We start from the raw sequence: 21,035 nt of genomic DNA on the forward strand, positions 1-21,035 counted from the left end.
ATGGATAAAGATTGCTGGTGTATGATTAGTCGTTCTTTTGGATGGATTTGATCACTCTTTCCGAGAGCGGTTGTTGCTGCACCGCCTGTTCCACCTGGGCTATAGCAGCCAGCAGCTGCTGGCTTTGTTTGTTTTCCGTGACCAGTTCCTCCATGGCTGTGGAAATAGCCTGCCAGATGGGTTGTATCTGTTGCAGCATGTCTGCTCCCTTTTTGGTGAAGGCGACGAGCTGTCGGCGGCCATCGTCCTTACAGGGCGTGGTTTTGAGCAGTCCTTTTTTGCGCAGGTTGGTCACCATCTGGCTGACGGCCGAATGGGAGATCTCGAGTTGTGCAGCGATATCGATGATAGGCATCGGTTGCTGGCCGGAGAGCAGGTAGAATACCGGAAACCAGCTGGCGTCGAAGGGAATGCCAGCCTGTTCATATACCTTATTTACTTCCGCGAGGAAGTATTCGCTGAGCCGGCGCAGGCGGCTGCCGAAGACCAGATACCCGAGTGAAGGATAAAAACTCATATTCAATTACGAATTACGGATTACGAATGACGAATTGGGAATCCGTTATGTCAACCTAAATTATATAAGCGCTTATATATCTATCCTAAAAAAAGATGATAAACATGCGGTGAGCGGTTATTGGTAGTCATCCGCGGTTATCATCGACCTAAATTAATTATAACAGTATGCTATATATCAAGATCGCCAAAGAACAAATTATATAAGCACTTATACAATATTATGAAAAAATAACCAGGCGCCAAGGGATGCCGGGATTTTTTTCAACATATCAGCCACAGGCCTGGCCTGGGAAGGGAATCCGCGCCCGGGCCGGTGGTAGATGTATTGAAAGGGGAAGCTGTTTTGGTACGGTCTTCCTTTCCGGTGGTCTTATTTGGACTTTGCCTGGTCTTCTTTCAGACGTTTCATATCAAACCAAACGGGGGAATCATCTTCCACATCGCCGTTATAGTTGATAAAGAGCTCTTCTCCCTTTTTGATATCGCGGCGGGTAATGATGCTCATGGTTTCGGCATCAAAATCCATCTCGTACTCGCAGTTGGGATTATAGTCGTGGTTGTAGATGGAACAGAAGCCCAGTGCAATGCAGGAGCGGGTTTCACGCACTCCCCACAGGAAAATATAGTTATGGAGCTTCGTTTTGTCGACAATCTCCGTATCGTCGTAAGAGAGGACCAGCACGGGCGACGTTTCGATCCTGGTACCGGCGGGTATCCGTTCTTTGGTATATACGCCGCGGCCTTTTCCCTTAGACTTATCAATGTACAAGTATGGCTTTATCATAGCACTTATTCAAATAAAAGAAGGCGTAAAGTAAAGTTAAAGGAAGAAGTTATCAAAATCATGTTGAAAAATTTTAGGTTTGCGGCCCGAATAATTTTCTTTTATGGTGCCGGTGGTTACTTTTACCCGATGCTAACTGTAAGTTTATGATCAATTACAACCCGAAGGACTGGTTTACCTTTATTTTCCGTATCCACAAAGCGGACACGGTGCGGAAGCTCTTTCCCATGTTTATCGCTTTGGCCATTTATTCTGCTATTGTAGCCTGGCTGGAGATATCCGTCTTCAAGCTGGCGTCCAACAGTGAAGTCAAGAACATATCCCTGATGCACAATCTGCTGGGGTTTGTAATATCCCTGTTGCTGGTATTCCGGACCAACACGGCCTATGACCGCTGGTGGGAAGGCCGCCGCCAGTGGGGCTCGCTGGTGAACAGCAGCCGCAACCTGGCCATTAAACTGCATGCCATGCTGCCGGCCGGTAACACCGAAGCACGGGCATTCTTCCGGGTTATGATCCCCAACTATGCCTTCGGCCTGAAAAACCATCTGCGGAAAATATACAAGGCTGAAGAGATAGAAGCCCTGCCCGAAGGCCAGGCCCCGCTGGACCCTTCCAAACACATTCCAAACCAGCTGGCCGTGCGGATCATGCAGAAAGTGGCAGACCTGCAACGGGAGGGACAGTTGACCGGCGAACAGCTGATTGTCCTCAACAGCGAGTTACAGACCTTCACCGAAGTATGCGGCGCGTGCGAGCGTATCCAAAGCACCCCTATCCCATTCAGTTACAGCGTATTCATCAAAAAATTCATCTTCTTCTATATTATGACCATGCCTTTCGGGTATGTGTTCAGCCTGGGGTACCTCATTATCCCCATGGTAGTATTCATCTTTTTTGTACTGGCCAGCCTTGAGCTGATCGCGGAAGAAATTGAGGACCCGTTTGGCTTTGATGCCAACGACCTGCCTACCGACACTATTTCCAATAATATCCGCAAACACATCGGAGAATTATTATAGTGATAACCCCGGAGGCGTTTTATTTTAACTTATTTTCGCGCATAGAGTCAAATTAGTACATGGAAAATGAAGCATTACTGGAGAAATTCAGCACACTGAAGAAAGAAAAAAACTATCGCGAGCTCTCGGTGTACCTGGACGACCAGTTAATTACGGATATAGCAGAACTGATCCATGAAGATCCCGATAATGCGGGCATCATCATCCATCAACTGTCGATCAGCAGAGCGGCGGCAGCTTTCCGTATCCTGGACTTCCCCCTGCAGGAAGATGTGATCCGGGCCCTGCCCCCTGCCAAGATCGCAGAGCTGATGAACGAACTGCCGGCCGATGACCGTACCGCCTTCCTGGAAGAACTGCCCAGTGAAGCGGTAAAAGAGCTGATCAAACTGCTGGACCCTGAAGAGCGCAGGATCACCCTTTCCCTGCTGGGCTACCCGGACAACAGCGTAGGGCGTATCATGACGCCCGACTATATCGCTGTCAGGGAAGAGTGGACCGTGAAACAGGTGCTGGACTATATCCGGGAGCATGGCAAAGACAGTGAAACCATTGACGTTATATATGTGATCGATGAGCGGGGCCACCTGCTGGACGACTTCCGTATCCGCGAATTCCTGCTGGTAGCCACCGATACAGTGGTACATACCCTGATGGACGACCGCTTCGTTTCCCTCCGTGCCAACGACGACCAGGAAGAAGCCGTCCAGGTGTTCCGCATGGAAAACCGTGTGGCGCTGCCCGTGGTAGACGATAACGGCATCCTGCTGGGCATCGTGACCATCGATGATATCCTGTGGATCGCCAACGAAGAACATACCGAAAACATCCAGAAAATCGGTGGTACCGAAGCTTTGGACGAGCCCTACCTCGATATGCCGCTGCTGAAGCTGGTTAAAAAACGTGTAGGCTGGCTCGTGGTACTGTTCATCGGCGAGATGCTGACAGCAACAGCCATGGGCTTCTTTGAAGACGAAATAGCCAAAGCCGTGGTACTGGCGCTGTTTGTGCCCCTGATCATTTCCAGCGGCGGCAACAGTGGTTCCCAGGCCTCCACCCTGATCATACAGGCCATGGCGCTCGGCGAAATCAGTATCAATGACTGGTGGCGCGTGATGCGGCGCGAGATCATCTCCGGCCTGCTGTTGGGCAGCGTGCTGGGATTCATCGGTTTCATCCGCATCCTGCTCTGGAACAGCCTTTTTCACACCTACGGCGAACATACCGTGCTGATTGGCACCACCGTAGGCTTTTCCCTCGTAGGCGTAGTATTATGGGGGACCCTCTCCGGTTCCATGCTGCCTATTCTTCTGAAGAAAGCCGGCGCCGACCCCGCCACGTCTTCCGCCCCGTTTGTGGCCACACTGGTGGACGTGACAGGGCTGCTGATTTATTTCTCCGTGGCTTATACATTGATGAAAGGTATTTTATTATAGTCCCTGGGCTGAAGCTCAGGGTTACGATATTCAAAAAGCCGGCTGAAACAGCCGGCTTTTTGGTTTCGATGAAAAAGTCTTTTGAGACGAGTATTAGTAGCAGTCTTCTGTCAGCGTGGTCCCTGCTGACGTTTTATGAACAATAAACAGCCAGTTATATTCATCTTCCCCGATGGCCGCCATATGCGGTTTGGCCCGCAGCCCACGCAGCGCCGGCACCAGCGTATTACTGTGGCCGATGACCAGGATACGTTTTCCCCAGTCGCCATGCCGCGTAATTTCATAAATCAACGATTCCCCGGTGGTATCTGCCTGATAAAAGCAGGTGTCCAGGTGCTGTTTGATCCGCAGGCTGTCGGCCGTCTGGATACAGCGGCGGTAGGGCGTCAGGTAAATCTTGTCGAGACGGGCGTTTTTCAGCCGTTCATATAAAAGGCCGGCGCGTTGGAAACCTTCCGCTGTGAGGGAGGTATCCATGCCTCCGGGATAACGTTCCGCATGGCGGACGAGGTAGAACGTACCTGTCAGAAAAGTAGTGTCTTCCGATACTGGTACCGGTTGCCGTACCGGCGCCTTGGGTTTACAGGCCGCCAGTATGCAGAGACAAAATATGATGGGCAGTAAGCGCATATGCAGGATAGTGAAAGACAGCCAACCGGCGTCTATCCAAAATTTGCAGCAATTTATGATTAAACCGTTACATTTATCACCCAACAAAATACTGAACCGCTATGACAAAATGGGTATTGCCCGCCATTATTTTTTTATCAGCCAACAGTCTCTATGCCCAGCAACCAGGGCCCCTTACGGTAGAAAAAATTATGCGCGATCCTAAGTGGATAGGCACCTCCCCCGATAATATTTTCTGGGGGACCGACAACCAGACCGTTTATTTCAGCTGGAACCCGGACCAGCAGCTGTCTGACTCCCTCTATGCCGCCGGTATCAAAAACCATACGCCGGTAAAAACGCCGGCCGCAGACCGCGGCCTGCTGGCAGCCAGGGCGAGAGGCAGCTACAATACAGATAAAACCCTGCTTACCTATGGTTACCAGGGAGATATTTACCTGATGGAGATAAAGTCCGGCAAAACCATTCGCATTACCCAAACCACCGCTGCAGAAACCAACCCTGTCTTCAGTTTCGGCGGGCAGCAGGTAGTGTACACGCAGAACCAGGACCTCTTTGCCTGGAACAGGTCTACCGGCGTTACCACCCAGCTCACCAACTTCACTAATGGCGAGAAACCGCCGGCAGAAAAGAGTGATCTCGAAAAAGGCAATGACCAGGAGAAATACCTGAAAGCACAACAGCTTGAGCTGCTGGCTGTCATCCGTGACAAAAAAGCAAAAAAGGACGCCGCCATCGCTTTCAATAAACAAAACGATGCCAAACCACTGCGTAAACTGTACCTCGGCGATAAAAAGCTGGACGGCGCGCAGATAAGCCCTGACGGCCGTTATGTCACCTATCAGCTGTATAGGGAAGCAGGTGGTAAAAATACCATCGTTCCCGAATTTGTCACCGCTTCCGGTTTTACTACGGATATCCATTCCCGTGACAAAGTAGGCGGACCGCAGACAGCAGTTGACTGCTACCTTTACGACCGCGAAAAAGACACCGTATTGCCGGTAGTGGTAACAGACCTGCCAGGTATCAGGGACCTGCCGGACTACAGCAAAGACTATCCCCGCAGGGACAGCGCCAAAGTGCGTGGTGTGCTTGTCAATGCACCGTTATGGTCAGACAGGGGCACCCATGTTATTGCAGATATACGATCCCTTGACAACAAAGACCGCTGGATCGTACTGATTGATCCCGCTACCGGAAAAGTGAAATCACTGAACCGTCAGCGTGACGAAGCCTGGATCGGCGGTCCCGGCATCAGCGGATGGCAGATCAATACCAGCCTGGGCTGGACCGATGAAAACACCTGCTGGTACCAGTCAGAAGCCACCGGGTATTCCCACCTGTACACCACGCAGGTAGTGACAGGTCAGACCGAACAACTGACCAAAGGCAGTTATGAAGTACAGGACGTTTATCTGTCCAACGATAAAAAACATTTTTACATCTCCACCAACGAAGTGCATCCCGGCGAAAAACAATTTTATCGTATAGCCGTTAACGGTGGAAAGGCAGAACGCATCACCACCATGGAAGGAGCGAATGAAGTGAGCATTTCACCGGATGAAAAATGGATCGCTTACCGTTATTCCTATTCCACCAAACCGTGGGAGTTGTACATCCAGCCCAACAGCCCGGGCAGCAAGCCGGTGCAGGTCACCAATATGGCGCAGTCGGCCGAGTTTAAATCCTATCCCTGGCGCGACCCGCAGGTGATCACTTTTACAGCGCGTGACAATCAGCCTGTATATGCCCGGTTGTATACGCCGGACCCGGCGAAGCGAAACGGCGCCGCCGTTATCTTTGTGCATGGCGCAGGTTATCTGCAGAATGCGCACAAGTGGTGGAGCAGCTATTTCCGTGAATACATGTTCCACAATCTGCTGACAGACAAAGGTTATATCGTGCTGGACGTGGACTACCGCGGCAGTGCCGGCTACGGCCGTAACTGGCGCACCGGCATTTACCGCTATATGGGCGGCAAAGACCTGGACGATGAAGTGGACGCCGCCAAATATCTGGCAGAGAAATTGCAGGTGGACGCCGGCCGCATTGGAATTTATGGTGGCAGCTATGGCGGCTTTATGACGCTGATGGCGATGTTCACCAAACCAGGCGTCTTTGCTGCCGGTGCCGCTTTACGCTCTGTTACTGACTGGGCGCATTACAATCACGGCTATACAAGCAATATCCTGAATGAACCATTCACCGACAGTATTGCCTATCGCCGCTCTTCTCCCATTTATTTTGCAGAAGGACTGAAAGGCAAACTCCTGATGTGTCATGGTATGGTAGATACCAACGTACATTTCCAGGATATCGTGAGATTGACACAACGACTGATAGAGCTGGGAAAAGACAACTGGGAACTGGCCGTGTACCCCGTGGAAGACCACGGATTTACAACTCCCAGCAGTTGGACCGATGAATACAAAAGAATCTTACATTTGTTTGATAATACGTTATTGAAATAACCACACAGGGTGTACTAATACATACATCCTATGTAATTCATAAGGGGGAATATAGTGAACGATGGTCCGGATATTAACATTCGGTTAATCGCGCACAATATTCCCTTTTTTCATTTTATTTTCATTTTGCGGGAATGCACGTTATGTGAAAAACGCACGCGTATAAACCATATCTTATATTATATTTTATTAACATCAACTGATGTTATTTTATCAATTAATGCGATATTGCATGAACACCCTCATTAAAAAACACTCTTAAACACATGTGTGGAATTGTAGCTTACATCGGGCACAGAGAAGCATACCCGGTAGTATTGAAAGGCCTTAAAAGACTGGAATACCGCGGTTACGACAGCGCTGGCGTAGCCATCATCAATGACGGGCTGCGGGTATACAAAAAGAAAGATAAAGTTGCGGCGCTGGAAGAGTACGCGTCCAGCTACGATATGCGCAGCTCCATCGCCATCGGGCATACCCGGTGGGCGACGCATGGCGAGCCCTGTGACCGCAACGCGCATCCCCACGTTTCCAGTGACGGTAAACTGTCAATGGTACATAACGGCATCATCGAGAACTATGTACAGCTGAAACAGGAACTGGTCAAACAGGGCCATGTTTTCCAAAGCGATACCGATACAGAAGTGCTGTTGCACTTTATCGAGGAAATCAAAAAGCAGAACCAGTGCCCCCTGGAAGAAGCGCTGCGCATAGCCCTGAAAAGAGTAGTAGGCGCTTATGTGATCGTACTGATCGACGAAGATAATCCGGACACGCTGATAGCAGCACGCAAAGGCAGTCCGCTGGTGATCGGCGTAGGCAAAGGCGAACATTTCCTCGCCTCGGACGCTTCCCCCATCGTGGAATACACCAAAGAGGTAGTATATGTCAACGATTATGAAATTGCCATCATTAAAGCAGATGAGCTGATCCTCAAAAATATCTCCAACGAAAGACAAACACCTTATATACAGAAGCTGGACATTGAGCTGGCAGCCATTGAGAAAGGCGGCTTTGCCCACTTCATGCTGAAAGAAATATTTGAGCAGCCGCAAACTATCTTTGACAGTTTACGTGGCCGTCTCGATGCGAAAAAAGGCACCCTCACCATGGGCGGCATCCGTGAATATGCTGAAACACTGAGCAACGCCAAACGTATTATTATCGTTGCCTGCGGCACCTCCTGGCATGCCGGCCTTGTAGCGGAATATATGATCGAAGAGTTATGCCGCATCCCCGTGGAAGTGGAATATGCCTCTGAGTTCCGCTACCGCAATCCGGTAGTAGGCCCCGGTGATGTGATCATCGCCATCTCCCAGTCCGGCGAAACAGCCGATACCCTGGTGGCCATTGAAGCGGCCAAAGAGAAAGGCGCCATTATCCTCGGCGTATGTAACGTAGTAGGCTCCTCCATCGCCCGCCTGTCTCACGCCGGCGCCTATACGCACGCAGGCCCTGAAATCGGCGTGGCCAGCACCAAAGCCTTCACGGCGCAACTGGCAGTACTGTGCCTCGTAGGCCTGAAAATAGCCGCAGAGAAAGGTTCCGTTACCCCGCAGCGTTTTCAGCACCTGTTAGATGAACTGGACCAGATCCCTGAAAAAGTAGCGACCGCCCTGAAACTGGACGACCAGGTACAGCAGATCGCCGCCAAATACAAGGATGCCCGCGACTTCCTCTATCTAGGCCGTGGTTACAATTTCCCGGTAGCACTCGAAGGCGCGCTCAAACTGAAAGAAATATCCTACATCCATGCGGAAGGTTATCCCGCTGCGGAAATGAAACACGGCCCTATTGCACTGGTAGACGAAAACCTGCCTGTGGTGATCGTGGCCACCAAAGACAGCTACTACGAAAAGATCGTATCCAACATACAGGAAATTAAAGCCCGTAAAGGTAAAGTGATAGCGGTTGTGACGGAAGGCGACCACATCATTCCGCCCATGGCTGATGACGTTATTTTTGTACCTTCAGCAGATGAACTCGTTGCACCTATTGTCTCCGTTATCCCCCTGCAACTGCTCGCCTATCACATCGGCGTCATGAAAGGGTTTGACGTAGACAAACCGAGAAACCTGGCGAAGAGTGTGACTGTTGAATAACTTAGATCTTATCCATGAACAATATCAAAAAGAAACCACTATCCGAACTGGGGTACAATTTTATTGAGTCCCCGCTACCCAAGGGAAAAGACGAATACTACCTGCGTAATGAGCAATGGAGCCGGCAAGGCGAATACAGAAGATTGCTGGCGCATGAGGTGGAATCCCTCGTGCGCAATGATAACAGTTCAGACGACTGGAACAATATTTTTGTGTCCAACGAATTTAATCCGCAGCTGGTGCAGCACTGCCATTTCTTTGGCATGGTGCGCATCGGTAAACTGGAACCATATTACCTCGAGTTCCATAACCTCCGGCTGCCGGTAGGACTGTACAACAGCACCATCTGCGCCTGCGACTTCGGTGACAACGTGGTAGTACATAATGTCAATTACCTCTCTCATTATATCCTGGGCAACGAAGTAATTGTTGCCAATGTCAACGAGATGGCCACTACCGACTATGCCAAGTTTGGGAACGGCATTTTAAAAGAAGGTGAATCAGAGAGCGGCCGTATACAACTGGAGCTCTGCAACGAAAACGGCGGTCGCAGCGTTATGCCCTTCGACGGCATGCTGCCAGGCGACGCCTATCTCTGGACACGCTCCCGTGACGACCAGCAGCTGCAACAACAGTTCAAGGCCTTCACCGAAAAACAGTTCGATAAACGCCGCGGTTACTATGGCATGGTAGGCGATCGTTGCGTGATCAAAAACTGTAAGATCATTAAAGACGTGACCATCGGTACCGATGCCTACCTTAAAGGCGCCAACAAGCTGAAAAACCTCACCATCAACAGTAGCAGCGAAGCTGCTTCCCAGATCGGGGAAGGGTGCGAACTGGTGAATGGCATCATCGGCTATGGCTGCCGCGTGTTCTACGGTGTAAAAGCCGTGCGTTTTGTGATGGCCTCCCATTCACAACTGAAATACGGCGCCCGTCTGATCAATTCATACCTCGGCAATAACGCGACCATCTCCTGCTGCGAAGTGCTCAACTCCCTGATATTTCCCGCACATGAACAGCATCATAACAACTCGTTCCTCTGTGCCGCGCTTGTCATGGGCCAAAGCAATATGGCCGCCGGCGCCACCATCGGGTCCAACCACAATTCCCGCGGCGCTGACGGTGAAATAATCGCCGGCAGAGGGTTCTGGCCGGGGCTGTGCGTAAGCCTGAAACACAATTCCAAATTCGCCAGCTTCACGCTCATCTCCAAGGGCAATTATATGTCTGAACTGCATATCAATATCCCTTTCTGCCTGGTACTGAACGATGAGCATGACAACCGGCTGAAGATCATGCCCGGCTATTGGTTTATGCACAACATGTACGCCATTGCCCGCAATTCCTGGAAGTATGTGGACCGCGACAAACGCACCGATAAAACACAGCTGATAGAATACGATTACCTCGCACCTGACTCCGTAGAAGAAATGTTCCAGGGGCTGGCCATCATGGAAGCTGCCGTGGGCAAGGCCTGGTACGCACTGCCAGAGAACACGCCTAAAAAGGAACTAACGGAGAAGGACCTACGTAAAAAAGGAAAAGAGCTGTTACTGCAGCAACCCGAGGAAGTTGCCCGTTTGACGGTACTGGCCGGCGGTATGGAAAACAGCTCCCGCCAGGTGCAGCTGCTGAAAGTACACAAAGCCTACGCCCTCTTCCGCGAACTGATCGTTTTCTATGGCATGAAAAATATCATTGCCGCCAACAAACCGTCATTCCTCGCTTTGCAGGCCGCCGTCAAAACAGCCAAACGCGGCGAATGGCACAACATCGGCGGACAATTGATGAAAGCGGAAACTGTCAACCTGCTCAAACAAAAAATCCGGAAAAACAAAATCGCCAGCTGGCCGCAACTGCACGAACAGTACATCGAAATTGGTAAAGAATATGCTTCCGATAAACTACAGCACGCCGTTGCCAGCATGCTGGAAATAAAAGAAGTACCTTTGAAAAACTTTACCCCTGCATTACTCGCAGAATGGCTGGAAGACTCAACCCGTACGATGGAATGGATAGCACACAACATCCGCCATTCAAGGGAAAAAGATTATAAAAACCCTTTCCGCCAACTGGCCTACGAAAACGCCAGCGAGATGAACGTAGTGGTAGGCAGCCTCGAAGACAATGCCTTCATCAACGAGACATTGAATGAACTGGGCGAATATAAAAACCGGGTCAGAAAAATCATCAATGAATGGGAACTGTAGAAAAAACCAGATGCGGCTGGAGCCTCAAAGATCAATTGTATAAAGACTATCATGACCATGAATGGGGAACGCCCAATCATGACGATCAGCACCTGTTTGAAATGCTTTGCCTCGAAGGCGCACAAGCCGGCCTTAGCTGGTATACCGTGCTGACCAAAAGAGAAAACTACCGCAAAGCTTTTGATAACTGGGATGCGAAAAAAATAGCCAGGTACGATGATAAAAAAATCTCCAAACTGCTGGAAAACGAAGGGATCATCCGCAACAAACTGAAGGTCAACGCCGTGGTTACCAATGCCAAAGCCTTCCTGGCCGTGCAAAAGGAATTCGGCACTTTCGACAAGTATATCTGGTCTTTTGTCAATCACAAACCCATTGTCAATAATTTTAAATCACTACAGGAAGTACCGGCTAAAACCGCCATCTCCGACGCTATGAGCAAGGACCTGCTGAAACGCGGGTTCAAGTTCGTAGGGTCTACTATCTGTTACGCCTATATGCAGGCCACAGGCATGGTGAATGATCACATAGCAGACTGCTATAAAAGATCAAAGGGATAAACTTCCCTAGAATACATTATGAAAGAGGGTGCCCCCAAAGGCACTCTCTTTCTGCATACAGACTGTTTATAATGACAGTACAATTTTACCCAACAGAGGCCTGTCCCGCTTTGCGTCTTCCATTCTTTGATGAGCGCTCTTAACATCTTCAATCGGATACACACTGTCTATTACCGGCTTTACCTGTCCGGCTTCAATTAAGCCGGTAATATGATGAAGCTCGTCCCTGCTTTGCCTGGTAAAAACAAAATGATAGGTGGCATTTTTCTCCCAGGCATGGATAAGGTTTTGCGGCAAGGCAATATCCACCAGCGTTACAATGTTGCCATAGCTGGCCAAGGCATGTGGACTGTCTGAGAGCGTGTGGCCTCCTACTGTATCGATTATCACGTCCACTCCTTTTCCTTTGGTGTAAGCCTGGACCTCTTCCAAGTAGTTTTTTTTATGATGATCGATGACCACGTCCGCCCCAAGCTGCCGCAGTTGCTCCTGTAAAATGTCCTGCCCGGTCGTATACACAAATGCCCCCAGTGATTTAGCCACCTGTATGGCCAGTGTTCCGATGCCACCGGCGCCGCCGGGAATGAGAATAGTATCCCCTTTTTTTAGTTTAGCCCGTACCATCAGCATTTCCCATACCGTTCCGCCGATAAGCGGAACAGCAGCAGCTTCTTCATAGCTAAGATTAGCCGGCATTCCCGACAACGAGGATTCATCTGTGAGATGATACTCAGCATAACTGCCGGGGCCACCAAAACGTGGGGAGTAATAGACTTTATCCCCGGGTCGCCATGTTTTCACGGCTTTACCTACAGCTACCACCTCGCCTGCAATATCGTGACCGGTTATCAGGGGCAAATCGAAGAGTGAGGCGTAATCCCCTCTCCTTACCTGGTAATCGAGCGGATTGACCGAAGTGGCCCTTACCTTCACCAGCACCTGGGAATGATCTGTTATGGAAGGAGTGGTTACTTCCTTTAACTGCAAGACTTCCGGTCCCCCATAATTGTTGATTACAACTGCTTTCATAATTCGATATTTCGCTAAATTTCGAAATGTTTAAATAAAAAAATCAGAATGTTTTCTGGATTAATTTTTTCAGCGTGTCCATCGCTGTCTCATTGCGTTTGTAGTATGTCCACTGGCCTACGCGGGTAGCTTCAATAAGTCCGCATTTTTGCAGTAAGCTCAGGTAGTCTGATGTTGTGGATGGAGATAAACCGGCCTTTTGGGTAATGTCGCTTACACAAACGCCCAGATTTTCATCGTAGTCCAGTAATTCTTCAGCAGGAAAGTGGAGACGAGGCTGCTTGAGCCAAATGAGTATGTTTACCCTTGTTTCATTACTGAGCGCCTTTAAAACCAACATCAATTCCATGGCACAAACATATCGGGATTTTCCGAAATCCCGAAATTTAAATTTATGGTCTTGATGATTTTAGCTGTTTTTATGGCGCTATCAACACCTCAGAGAGATCTTTATTGTTGATCAGCGTATAGTCGGTGAGGGTATTCAGGAACAGGTACAGCTGGCGCTTTTGCTGGTCTGTCAGCGAAAGGCCTTTCCTTACCAGGGCGTCGGTGGTAACGGTGTCCTTTACGCCATGATCATAGAAGTCGAATACCTGGAAGATATCGAAGTAGCGTCCGTCGTGCATATAGGGAGAGCTTTTCAGGATATTCCGCAGGGAGGGCACTTTAAATTTGAGATAATCGGCGGTATTTCCGGTGATCTTCATGCGGCCCACATCGTTGAGTGCGGGGAGGTAAGGCAGACCGTTGCTGCGATAGCTGAGGTCCGTAAACAGCGGCTCTTTATGGCAGGCCGCGCACTTCTGCTGGTACAGCGTATAACCGGCGGCTTCGTCGGGCGAGAAGGCTGCTCCCGGCACCTTGCGGATGATGCTGTCATAACGGGAGTTACCGGAAATCATGGTGCCAACAAACTGTGTAATGGCTTTGAACATCCGTTCACTGGTGACTTCCTCTGTACCGAAGGCTGCGCTGAACTGCTGCCGGTACTTCGGATCGCCCTGCATTTTTTTCAACAGTTCCTGCAGGTCCACGCCCATTTCCTTGTGATCGGTGAGCGGCGTCAGTGGTTGTATTTCCAGGTTGTTTACCCCACCGTCCCACATAAACGCTTTCTGCCAGATCATGTTGAAAAGCACCGGCACCGAACGGGTGCCTTGTTGTCCGCCTACGCCGTGGCTCAGTGCGTGGTCAAAATGTCCGAAGGCGGCGAACTGCTGATGGCAAAATCCACAGGACACAGTGCTGTCTTTGGAGAGACGGTAATCGTAAAAAATAAAGCGTCCCAGTGCTACGCCCTGTTTGGTCAGCGGGTTGTTGGAGAAATTGTATACCGGTTCCGGGAATCCCGGTGGCAGGGACAGCGTCAACGGGTCTGTCCGGAAACCACCCGTTCCGCCCTTATTTTCCTTTTTACAGGCATGGGCGAAGAGGAGCAGTGTCCCGAAGGCAGCAGCGATATATAACGCTTTATGACGCATGCGCGGTATCAGTTTTTAATAGAGAACATCTGTTGATAATTGTTGGCGATGTTAACTGCCGCAGCGCCCGGGCCCATGATAATCGCAGTCTTGGCGAAGCTGGCCTCGTTGGGCGTGAACCATTTATCTACACTGGCCACCATGCTAAAATGCGGTATGGCGGCCATGAACGGTATCACCCTGAAGCTTAACGGCAGTTGCACCGTTCGCAGTACGTTATAAGGCTCTTTGAATCCGCCCACATGCCACTCGAATCCCTGCATGGGCGTTGTTGCGGCATCGGAGGTGCCTTCCATTTTGGCCATGATGTAACCGCTGTTCCAGGTCCAGAACATACCGTTTTCCGGGGCTAAAGCACCGGACTGTACGCCGCTGTTATTACGGGCGCTGTCTACTCCTATCAGGAAACGGACCGCCGTAAAATTGCCCACCGGCACACTATCAAGCACCAGGCGTTTGGTGGAGTCCACCGCGTCATCTATCAGGAAGTAGGCCGATGCCAGCGGGACGGTTTTCCCGGCGTCATCCACCAGTGCGAAATTGCTGAGGTAATAACGGAATTTGGTGATAATGAACTTCTCTCCTAAAGGATTGGAATAAGTGCTGGTATTCCTGACCAGCGGGCTGCCATTCATTTCATGGGAGATGTCCAGCGACAACCGGGTATAGAATACCGGTGGCGGGTCAGAGGGTTTATCTTTTTTTGCGCATCCGCAGAGCCATAGGACAGGCAGGCATATCAGGACACAACGGAAGATATAGGAAGTAAAAATCCGCAAGATCATGGTATTCCTTTTTGTGATCAGGAAGATACGATGATTTTGCGGATTAAAGGATTAAAAAGGGCCTAGCTTCTCTTGTATCCCCGCCAGCCATAGTAGAACACTACTACGAAACAAAGCATTGGGATACCATAGGAAATGGCGGTAGAATACTTTTCTGTCACCACGCCCATCAGGTAAGGAACAGATGCCCCGCCCACGATAGACATCACGATAAAAGAAGCACCTTTTTTAGTATGTTTTCCCAGATCTTTTACTCCCAGAGCGAAGATGGTCGGGAACATGATAGACATGAAGAAAAATACTGCTATCAGCGCATATACGGAAGCTGCGCCGCTGCCTGTCATCACAAAGGCGCATAGCAGCACGTTGACAAACGCATAAATTGCCAGCAGTTTGTTGGGAGCGATTTTACGCATCAGAGCAGTGCCTACGAAACGGCCAGCCAGGAACAACACCATGCCAGCAGACAGCAGATAGGCCGCTTTTTCGTTGGACGTTCCCTGCCAGTATTCGGTGGCATAATTGATAAACAAAGCGCCTACGCCCACTTGTGCCGCCACATAAAAGAACTGCGCCACCACGCCGCCTACAAAATGTTTATGGGCAAACAGGGGCCTTTCATCTTTTAATACCGCTTCTCCTTCCGCCTCGGCCTCTTTGATTTCCGGCAGTTTGGTACGGTAGAAGAAACCAGCGATCATCAGCACTACTACGCCAATCACGATATAGGTAAGCTGTACGGTGGTCAGATCATCTTTTCCGCTGCCAAAAAAGAGCGCGCCGCCGATCACCGGGCCCAGGAAGGAACCCAGCCCATTGAAACACTGCGACAGGTTCAATCGCTGCTCGGAAGATTCTTTTGGTCCCAGTACAGTCACATATGGATTAGCAGCCGTTTCCAGGCACGCCAGCCCACAGGCCAGAATAAACAATGACAGCAGGAAGAAATCAAAATTAAGTGCCCGGGCTGACGGATAAAAAAGGAAGGCCCCCGCTGCATACAGCAGCAGTCCCATAATAATGCCTTTCTTATAGCCGAACCTGTTCATGAACATGCCGGCGGGCAAAGCCATGATAAAATAAGCGCCGAAGTAAGCGCCCTGTAACAGCGTCGAGCGTTTAGGCGTAATGTTCAGCACTTCCTGGAAGTGTTTGTTCAGCACGTCCAGCAGGCCGTATGCGAGGCCCCATAAAAAGAAAAGACTGGTCACCAGTATAAACGGGAAAAGGTAGTTGCCAGCCTGTTTCCCGCTCGAGGGGCTGCTGGTATAGGTGGAATTACTTACTGCGCCTCCGGCCATAACGAAGAGTTTTGTTTTCAGGTAAAAGTGTAATGTATCAGTTTAGTCGGCAAATGCTCAGCTGATGGACCTGTCGAGGTGTGTATAACCTCCGTCTACGAATAATATCTGTCCGGTTGTATGTGATGAACGGGGAGACAGCAGGAACACGGTGGTGTTGGCGATCTCTTCGGAGGTGGTCATTCTGTGCTCAAAAGGAATTTTGGCGGTGATGGAAGCCAGTTTTTCCTTTGGATTGGGCAAAGAATTGATCCAGGTTTCGTACAGCGGTGTCCATACTTCGGCCGGGATGACCGTATTGACACGCACAGAATATGGCAGCAGCTCTACTGCCCATTCGCGGGTAAGCGCATTGATGGCGCCTTTGGAAGCTGCATAACCGGAGGTGTTGCCCTGACCGGTAGTAGCTACTTTGGAGCCGATATTCACAATATTGCCTTTGGTGGTTTTGAGGTATGGCAGCGCAAAATGGGCCAGGTTGTAGTAGTGGGACAGGTTGTTTTGCAGCGATTGCATAAAACGTTCCGGGCTACCGCTTTCCAGTCCTACACCGTCATTAGCGCCGGCGTTGTTCACCAGGCCGTCAATTTTCCCGTATTTTTCTATGGTTTCAGCGATCACTTTGCGGCAGTCGTCCACGTTAGACAGCTCGGCCCGGATACCATAAGCCTGACCACCCGCCCCGATGATCTCGTTGACGGTTTTGCTGTTATCTGCTTCATTTCTGCCGGCAATTACGACAATGCCTCCTTCCGCTGCTACCAGTTTTGCAATACCTTCTCCAATACCTTTGGCACCGCCGGTAACAATAATCACTTTTCCCTGTAATCCTAAATCCATATGCGTGGTGTTGTACTTGTTTTTTATAGATGATAAAATGAGATGGCGTTGCCTCCCATTATGTTGTTTTGTTCTGCTGTTGACAGTTTGCCGATGTAGCTGACAATGATGTTTTTCACCTGGGCGTATTCCGCTGCCAGCAGGCAAACGGGCCAGTCGGAGCCAAACATGAGCCGGTTGGGACCGAAGCATTCCAGCACCACATCAAGGAACGGTTCGAAGTGTTCCTGTTGCCAGTGCTGCCAGTCGGCCTCTGTTACCAGTCCGCTGAGCTTACAGTATACATTGGGTGCCTGGGCGATGCGACGCATATAGGCGGCCCATTCGTCCAGCGCGCCGGTTTTGAAATCCGGCTTCGCCACGTGATCGATCACGAAGCGGTGGTCCGGGAATTTTTCCACGAAAGCAGCCGTGGCGGCTAACTGTTTCGGATATACGAGTATGTCGTAGGTGAAGCCGAATTCAGCCAACGCGGCGATGCCGTTGCAGAAAGCCTCTCCAAGCAGGAAATTGTTGTCAGGCTCTCCCTGCACAATATGCCGGAAACCTTTCAGTTTGGGGTGGGCGGTATAAGCGGCCAGCCGTTCCCGTACATTGGGACTGCGCAGGTCTGTCCAGCCTACCACGCCTTTGATGAACGGATGTTTATCTGCCAGGTCCAGCAGGAAAGCGGTTTCGTTTTCCGACTGGTCGGCCTGAACTGCCACACAGCCGTGTACGCCATTGGAAGCCAGTATCGGTTCCAGGTGTTCCGGGAAAAAGTCCCTCCGGATGACCTGCATGGAATCGTCTATCCAGGCGTCGCGGACGGGATCATACTGCCAGAAATGCTGATGTGCGTCAATAACCATTTGATTATTTAGATATTTTGTTACTTGGTTATTTATTGAGCTGTTTAGTTATTCAGGAACCTGATCATTCAGGAAAATCCAAATGATCAAATTCCTGAATAACAAAATATTACAGTGAGAAAATCTTATCCATGATGATCCATTTCTCTCCGGGCTTCGCTACCGGCAATGCCTGCTGGTATTTCCACATGAGCTGTTCCCATTCCTGTACTTTAGGATTGGCAGCGTCCATGGCGCCTTTGGTGTCAAAAGAGAAAGTATCGTTCACTTCCATGATCATAAACAAGCGGTTGCCGGCACGGTATATTTCCATATTTTGGATGCCGCTGTCGGTAATGCTTTTTTTGATTTCCGGCCATACGTTGCGGTGATAGTCTTCATATTCGGCTATCAGCTGCGGTTCGTTGACCAGGTCCAGTGCCAGGCAATAACGTTTCATATGCGGTTATTTATAGGCCACTACTGATTGTTTGGAAGTGCCCAGGCCATCGATGCCCAGTTCCACTACGTCACCTGGTTTCAGGTAAACCTGCGGGTTCATGCCGAGGCCTACGCCTGCCGGTGTACCGGTGGAGATCACATCGCCGGGGAGCAGTGTCATGAACTGGCTCAGGTAAGACACTACGTACGCAACATTGAAGATGAAGTTGGAAGTGTTGCCGTCCTGCATTTTCTGGCCGTTAACGGTAAGCCATAAACGCAGACTGTTCACGTCTTTGATTTCATCTTTGGTAGCCAGCCAGGGGCCCATCGGAGCGAAGGTGTCGCAGCTTTTTCCTTTCACCCACTGACCGTTTCTTTCCAGCTGGAAGGCGCGCTCGCTGTAGTCGTTGTGCAGGCAGTAGCCGGCCACATAGTCCATCGCGTCTTTTTCTTCAACATAGGAGGCTTTTTTGCCGATTACCACGGCCAGCTCCACTTCCCAGTCGGTTTTTTCGCTGTTGCGCGGAATCACCAGGTCGTCGTTGGGGCCTACCAGTGCGGTAGTGCTTTTAAAGAACACGATTGGTTCTGTCGGGATCGGCGCATTGGTTTCGCGGGCGTGGTCAGCGTAGTTCAGACCGATGCACACAATTTTGGAAGGCCGTTGGAACGGCGCGCCCAAACGGGTGCCGGCAGGCACCTGCGGACAGGAAGCGCCTTTTTGTTCCCACCATTGGGACAGGCGTTCGAGGCCGTTGGAAGCCAGGAACTGTTCGCCAAAATCTTCACCAAAAGCGCTGACGTCAAACATGCCTGCTGCTGTAACAATGCCCGGCTTTTCTTGTCCCGGTAAACCAAACCTGATCAGTTTCATTTCAATATTTTTTATTGTTATCCTTTAGTCTTTTTTGATTTCTTTCAGTGTTTTCACCTGTAGGTGGCCGTTTTCCACTTTCAGGTCGATGAATGGTTCCGCCTTGCCGTCTTTTACCAGTGAGAAGTACACATGGTCAGCATCTGATGTTTGCTGGATGGTAGGCTGATAGCCTGCAGGGATGCCGATGTACATGCTTTTGCGTACGCCGCCGAATTCCACGTACAGCTCTACGCTGTCGGGTGTGTTGTCCGGTCTGATTTCAACAATGAAGTCGGCGATGATCATGCCTGACTGCATATTTTTGCTGTACTTTTTAGTCAGTTCAGCGGAAGCAGACACTTTACCCAGGCCCATGGTGTTTTCCATGTATTCCCAGATACGTTTCGGCGGGGCAGTGGCCCACAGTATCTTCAGGTCTCCCTTATCATCCTGGCTGGCATGGTAATACCTTACCGCATGATTAGGCTTCAGTACGCCGATGTAGGCGCTGTTGGGCTCGTCCCACAGGACTTTAAACAGTTCCGCATCGGGCGCGTCTTTCAGGACGGCCTGTTCAAATGATTTTTCTTTTTTCAGATCTTTTATCTGAAACTTAATGGTGATCTGCTGGGTGTCTTTATCCTTGCCCGTAATAGCCACTTCCACTGAACCTGCCGGAGTAGCAGGCACCAGTGCGGCAGCCGTATCGGTGCCGTTGTTCTTTTTTCCGGTCCCCGAATTACAGGCGGTAAAGGCCAATACTGCCAGCCCTGCCAGCCATACACGAAAATGTTGCATAATCGTTATTAATGATTGATGAATGAATAGATTGAAAGATAATAACCTTCAGCAATATTCATCACATTCAATCTATTAATTATTTAACCTGATAAAACCGCCGTCAATCGGGTAGTCGCATCCGGTAATAAAACCAGCCTCGTCGGAGCAGAGGTACAGGGCCAGGTGCCCTACTTCCACCGGCTTGGCCATACGGCCAATAGGCTGGGTTTTGCTCAGTTTCTCAAACATTTCGGCTTCTTTGCCGGGATAGTTTTTAGCGATGAAGCCATCCACAAATGGCGTGTGTACCCTTGCCGGAGAGATGCAGTTGCAACGGATATTGCTGCCGAGGTAATCTTTGGCAGCAGACAGCGTCATGGTGAGTACCGCGCCTTTGCTCATGGAATAGGCGAACCTGTCCGGAATGCCCACGCTGGAAGCGATGGAGGCGATATTAAGTATCACGCCGCCGCCCTGTGCTTTCATTTGTTTAATAACTGCGTACATACAGTTATAGGTGCCTTTCACATTTACCTGGTATACCCGGTCGAAATCCGTTTCGGCGGTATTTTCCAGATTGCCCACATGCGCAATGCCGGCGCAGTTTACCAGGATGTCCAGTTTACCGGCCTGCTGCACAATGCTGTCCATCACGTTGATCACCGCTGCCTGGTCGGCCACGTTGCAGGCATGTACTTCCGCCTGTCCGCCTGCCGCCCTGATTTCTTCTGCCGTGCTCCGGCCCCCTTCTTCATTCAGCTCGATAATATGCACCCTTGCACCCTGGGCGCCAAAGCTTTTTGCGATCGCCTGTCCTATGCCGCTACCACCACCGGTGATAACCGCCACTTTGTGATCTAATCTGAACAGCTCCATATTAAAAAATTTAAGGGTTCTAAAATACCTATTTTACCAAGCGATTTACAATTGTATTTTCACTGTATTT

The 21,035-nt window shown here is 50.1% G+C and carries 20 protein-coding genes; 6 read left to right on the plus strand and 14 right to left on the minus strand.

Annotated elements, in window-relative coordinates; genetic code table 11:
• Nucleotides 1–25: 25 nt before the first annotated feature.
• A complete protein-coding gene (locus HGH92_RS04860; RefSeq protein WP_168869623.1) occupies nucleotides 26–517 on the minus strand; it encodes a MarR family winged helix-turn-helix transcriptional regulator in 492 nt (163 codons plus the stop codon).
• A 372-nt stretch (nucleotides 518–889) separates the two neighbouring features.
• The gene (locus tag HGH92_RS04865) at nucleotides 890–1,303 is read right to left on the minus strand and encodes an SET domain-containing protein (RefSeq protein ID WP_168869624.1); all 414 of its coding nucleotides are present in this window, start codon (nucleotides 1,301–1,303) and stop codon (nucleotides 890–892) included.
• Between the two features lie 146 nt (nucleotides 1,304–1,449).
• Here HGH92_RS04865 and HGH92_RS04870 point away from each other — a divergent pair, with 146 nt between their 5' ends.
• Nucleotides 1,450–2,325, plus strand: a complete 876-nt coding sequence (locus HGH92_RS04870) for a bestrophin family protein (protein ID WP_168869625.1) — start codon at nucleotides 1,450–1,452, stop codon at nucleotides 2,323–2,325.
• A 59-nt stretch (nucleotides 2,326–2,384) separates the two neighbouring features.
• On the plus strand, nucleotides 2,385–3,761 hold the full coding sequence (gene mgtE / locus HGH92_RS04875; protein ID WP_168869626.1) for a magnesium transporter: 1,377 nt from the start codon (nucleotides 2,385–2,387) through the stop codon (nucleotides 3,759–3,761).
• A gap of 93 nt (nucleotides 3,762–3,854) precedes the next feature.
• Here the strand turns inward: mgtE and HGH92_RS04880 are convergent, their stop codons facing one another.
• Nucleotides 3,855–4,391 carry a histidine phosphatase family protein gene (locus tag HGH92_RS04880; protein WP_168869627.1) on the minus strand — a complete coding sequence of 179 codons (537 nt, stop codon included), beginning with the start codon at nucleotides 4,389–4,391 and terminating at the stop codon, nucleotides 3,855–3,857.
• Between the two features lie 101 nt (nucleotides 4,392–4,492).
• Between HGH92_RS04880 and HGH92_RS04885 the strand changes: the two genes are divergently transcribed.
• From HGH92_RS04885 to HGH92_RS04900, 4 genes are all read left to right on the plus strand, one after another.
• Nucleotides 4,493–6,862, plus strand: coding sequence for a S9 family peptidase (locus HGH92_RS04885; protein WP_168869628.1), 2,370 nt, complete (start codon nucleotides 4,493–4,495; stop codon nucleotides 6,860–6,862).
• 266 nt (nucleotides 6,863–7,128) lie between these two features.
• Nucleotides 7,129–8,964, plus strand: coding sequence for a glutamine--fructose-6-phosphate transaminase (isomerizing) (gene glmS, locus HGH92_RS04890; RefSeq protein WP_168869629.1), 1,836 nt, complete (start codon nucleotides 7,129–7,131; stop codon nucleotides 8,962–8,964).
• A 14-nt stretch (nucleotides 8,965–8,978) separates the two neighbouring features.
• Complete coding sequence (locus HGH92_RS04895; RefSeq protein ID WP_168869630.1) at nucleotides 8,979–11,180, plus strand: DUF4954 family protein; 2,202 nt, start codon at nucleotides 8,979–8,981, stop codon at nucleotides 11,178–11,180.
• Nucleotides 11,168–11,740, plus strand: coding sequence for a DNA-3-methyladenine glycosylase I (locus HGH92_RS04900; protein ID WP_168869631.1), 573 nt, complete (start codon nucleotides 11,168–11,170; stop codon nucleotides 11,738–11,740). Before HGH92_RS04895 ends, HGH92_RS04900 begins: the two co-directional genes overlap by 13 nt.
• A gap of 66 nt (nucleotides 11,741–11,806) precedes the next feature.
• On the opposite strand, the gene HGH92_RS04905 is transcribed toward HGH92_RS04900, so the two are convergent.
• The 11 genes from HGH92_RS04905 to HGH92_RS04955 all read right to left on the minus strand — a co-directional run bounded on the left by HGH92_RS04905 (nucleotide 11,807) and on the right by HGH92_RS04955 (nucleotide 20,965).
• A complete protein-coding gene (locus HGH92_RS04905) occupies nucleotides 11,807–12,769 on the minus strand; it encodes a zinc-binding dehydrogenase (RefSeq protein ID WP_168869632.1) in 963 nt (320 codons plus the stop codon).
• Nucleotides 12,770–12,812: 43 nt separating this feature from the next.
• Nucleotides 12,813–13,118, minus strand: coding sequence for an ArsR/SmtB family transcription factor (locus HGH92_RS04910; protein WP_168869633.1), 306 nt, complete (start codon nucleotides 13,116–13,118; stop codon nucleotides 12,813–12,815).
• A 70-nt stretch (nucleotides 13,119–13,188) separates the two neighbouring features.
• On the minus strand, nucleotides 13,189–14,253 hold the full coding sequence (locus HGH92_RS04915) for a cytochrome-c peroxidase (protein WP_168869634.1): 1,065 nt from the start codon (nucleotides 14,251–14,253) through the stop codon (nucleotides 13,189–13,191).
• A gap of 8 nt (nucleotides 14,254–14,261) precedes the next feature.
• Nucleotides 14,262–15,038, minus strand: coding sequence for an MbnP family protein (locus HGH92_RS04920; RefSeq protein WP_168869635.1), 777 nt, complete (start codon nucleotides 15,036–15,038; stop codon nucleotides 14,262–14,264).
• Between the two features lie 62 nt (nucleotides 15,039–15,100).
• Nucleotides 15,101–16,339 (minus strand): sugar MFS transporter, encoded by a 1,239-nt coding sequence (locus HGH92_RS04925; RefSeq protein WP_168869636.1) that lies wholly within the window; start codon nucleotides 16,337–16,339, stop codon nucleotides 15,101–15,103.
• Between the two features lie 57 nt (nucleotides 16,340–16,396).
• Nucleotides 16,397–17,179: an SDR family oxidoreductase gene (locus tag HGH92_RS04930; RefSeq protein ID WP_168869637.1), complete on the minus strand. Its 783-nt coding sequence runs from the start codon at nucleotides 17,177–17,179 to the stop codon at nucleotides 16,397–16,399.
• A gap of 23 nt (nucleotides 17,180–17,202) precedes the next feature.
• Entirely contained in the window at nucleotides 17,203–18,030 is an 828-nt protein-coding gene (locus HGH92_RS04935) for an amidohydrolase family protein (RefSeq protein WP_168869638.1), read from the minus strand.
• A 109-nt stretch (nucleotides 18,031–18,139) separates the two neighbouring features.
• Entirely contained in the window at nucleotides 18,140–18,469 is a 330-nt protein-coding gene (locus HGH92_RS04940; protein WP_168869639.1) for an L-rhamnose mutarotase, read from the minus strand.
• Between the two features lie 6 nt (nucleotides 18,470–18,475).
• Nucleotides 18,476–19,327: a fumarylacetoacetate hydrolase family protein gene (locus tag HGH92_RS04945; RefSeq protein ID WP_168869640.1), complete on the minus strand. Its 852-nt coding sequence runs from the start codon at nucleotides 19,325–19,327 to the stop codon at nucleotides 18,476–18,478.
• A 24-nt stretch (nucleotides 19,328–19,351) separates the two neighbouring features.
• Nucleotides 19,352–20,107, minus strand: coding sequence for a hypothetical protein (locus HGH92_RS04950; RefSeq protein ID WP_168869641.1), 756 nt, complete (start codon nucleotides 20,105–20,107; stop codon nucleotides 19,352–19,354).
• Between the two features lie 75 nt (nucleotides 20,108–20,182).
• Nucleotides 20,183–20,965: an SDR family NAD(P)-dependent oxidoreductase gene (locus HGH92_RS04955; protein ID WP_247654827.1), complete on the minus strand. Its 783-nt coding sequence runs from the start codon at nucleotides 20,963–20,965 to the stop codon at nucleotides 20,183–20,185.
• Nucleotides 20,966–21,035 lie beyond the last annotated feature (70 nt).

Origin of the sequence: Chitinophaga varians (assembly GCF_012641275.1) — a bacterium.
GTDB classification, from domain to species: Bacteria; Bacteroidota; Bacteroidia; order Chitinophagales; family Chitinophagaceae; genus Chitinophaga; species Chitinophaga varians_A.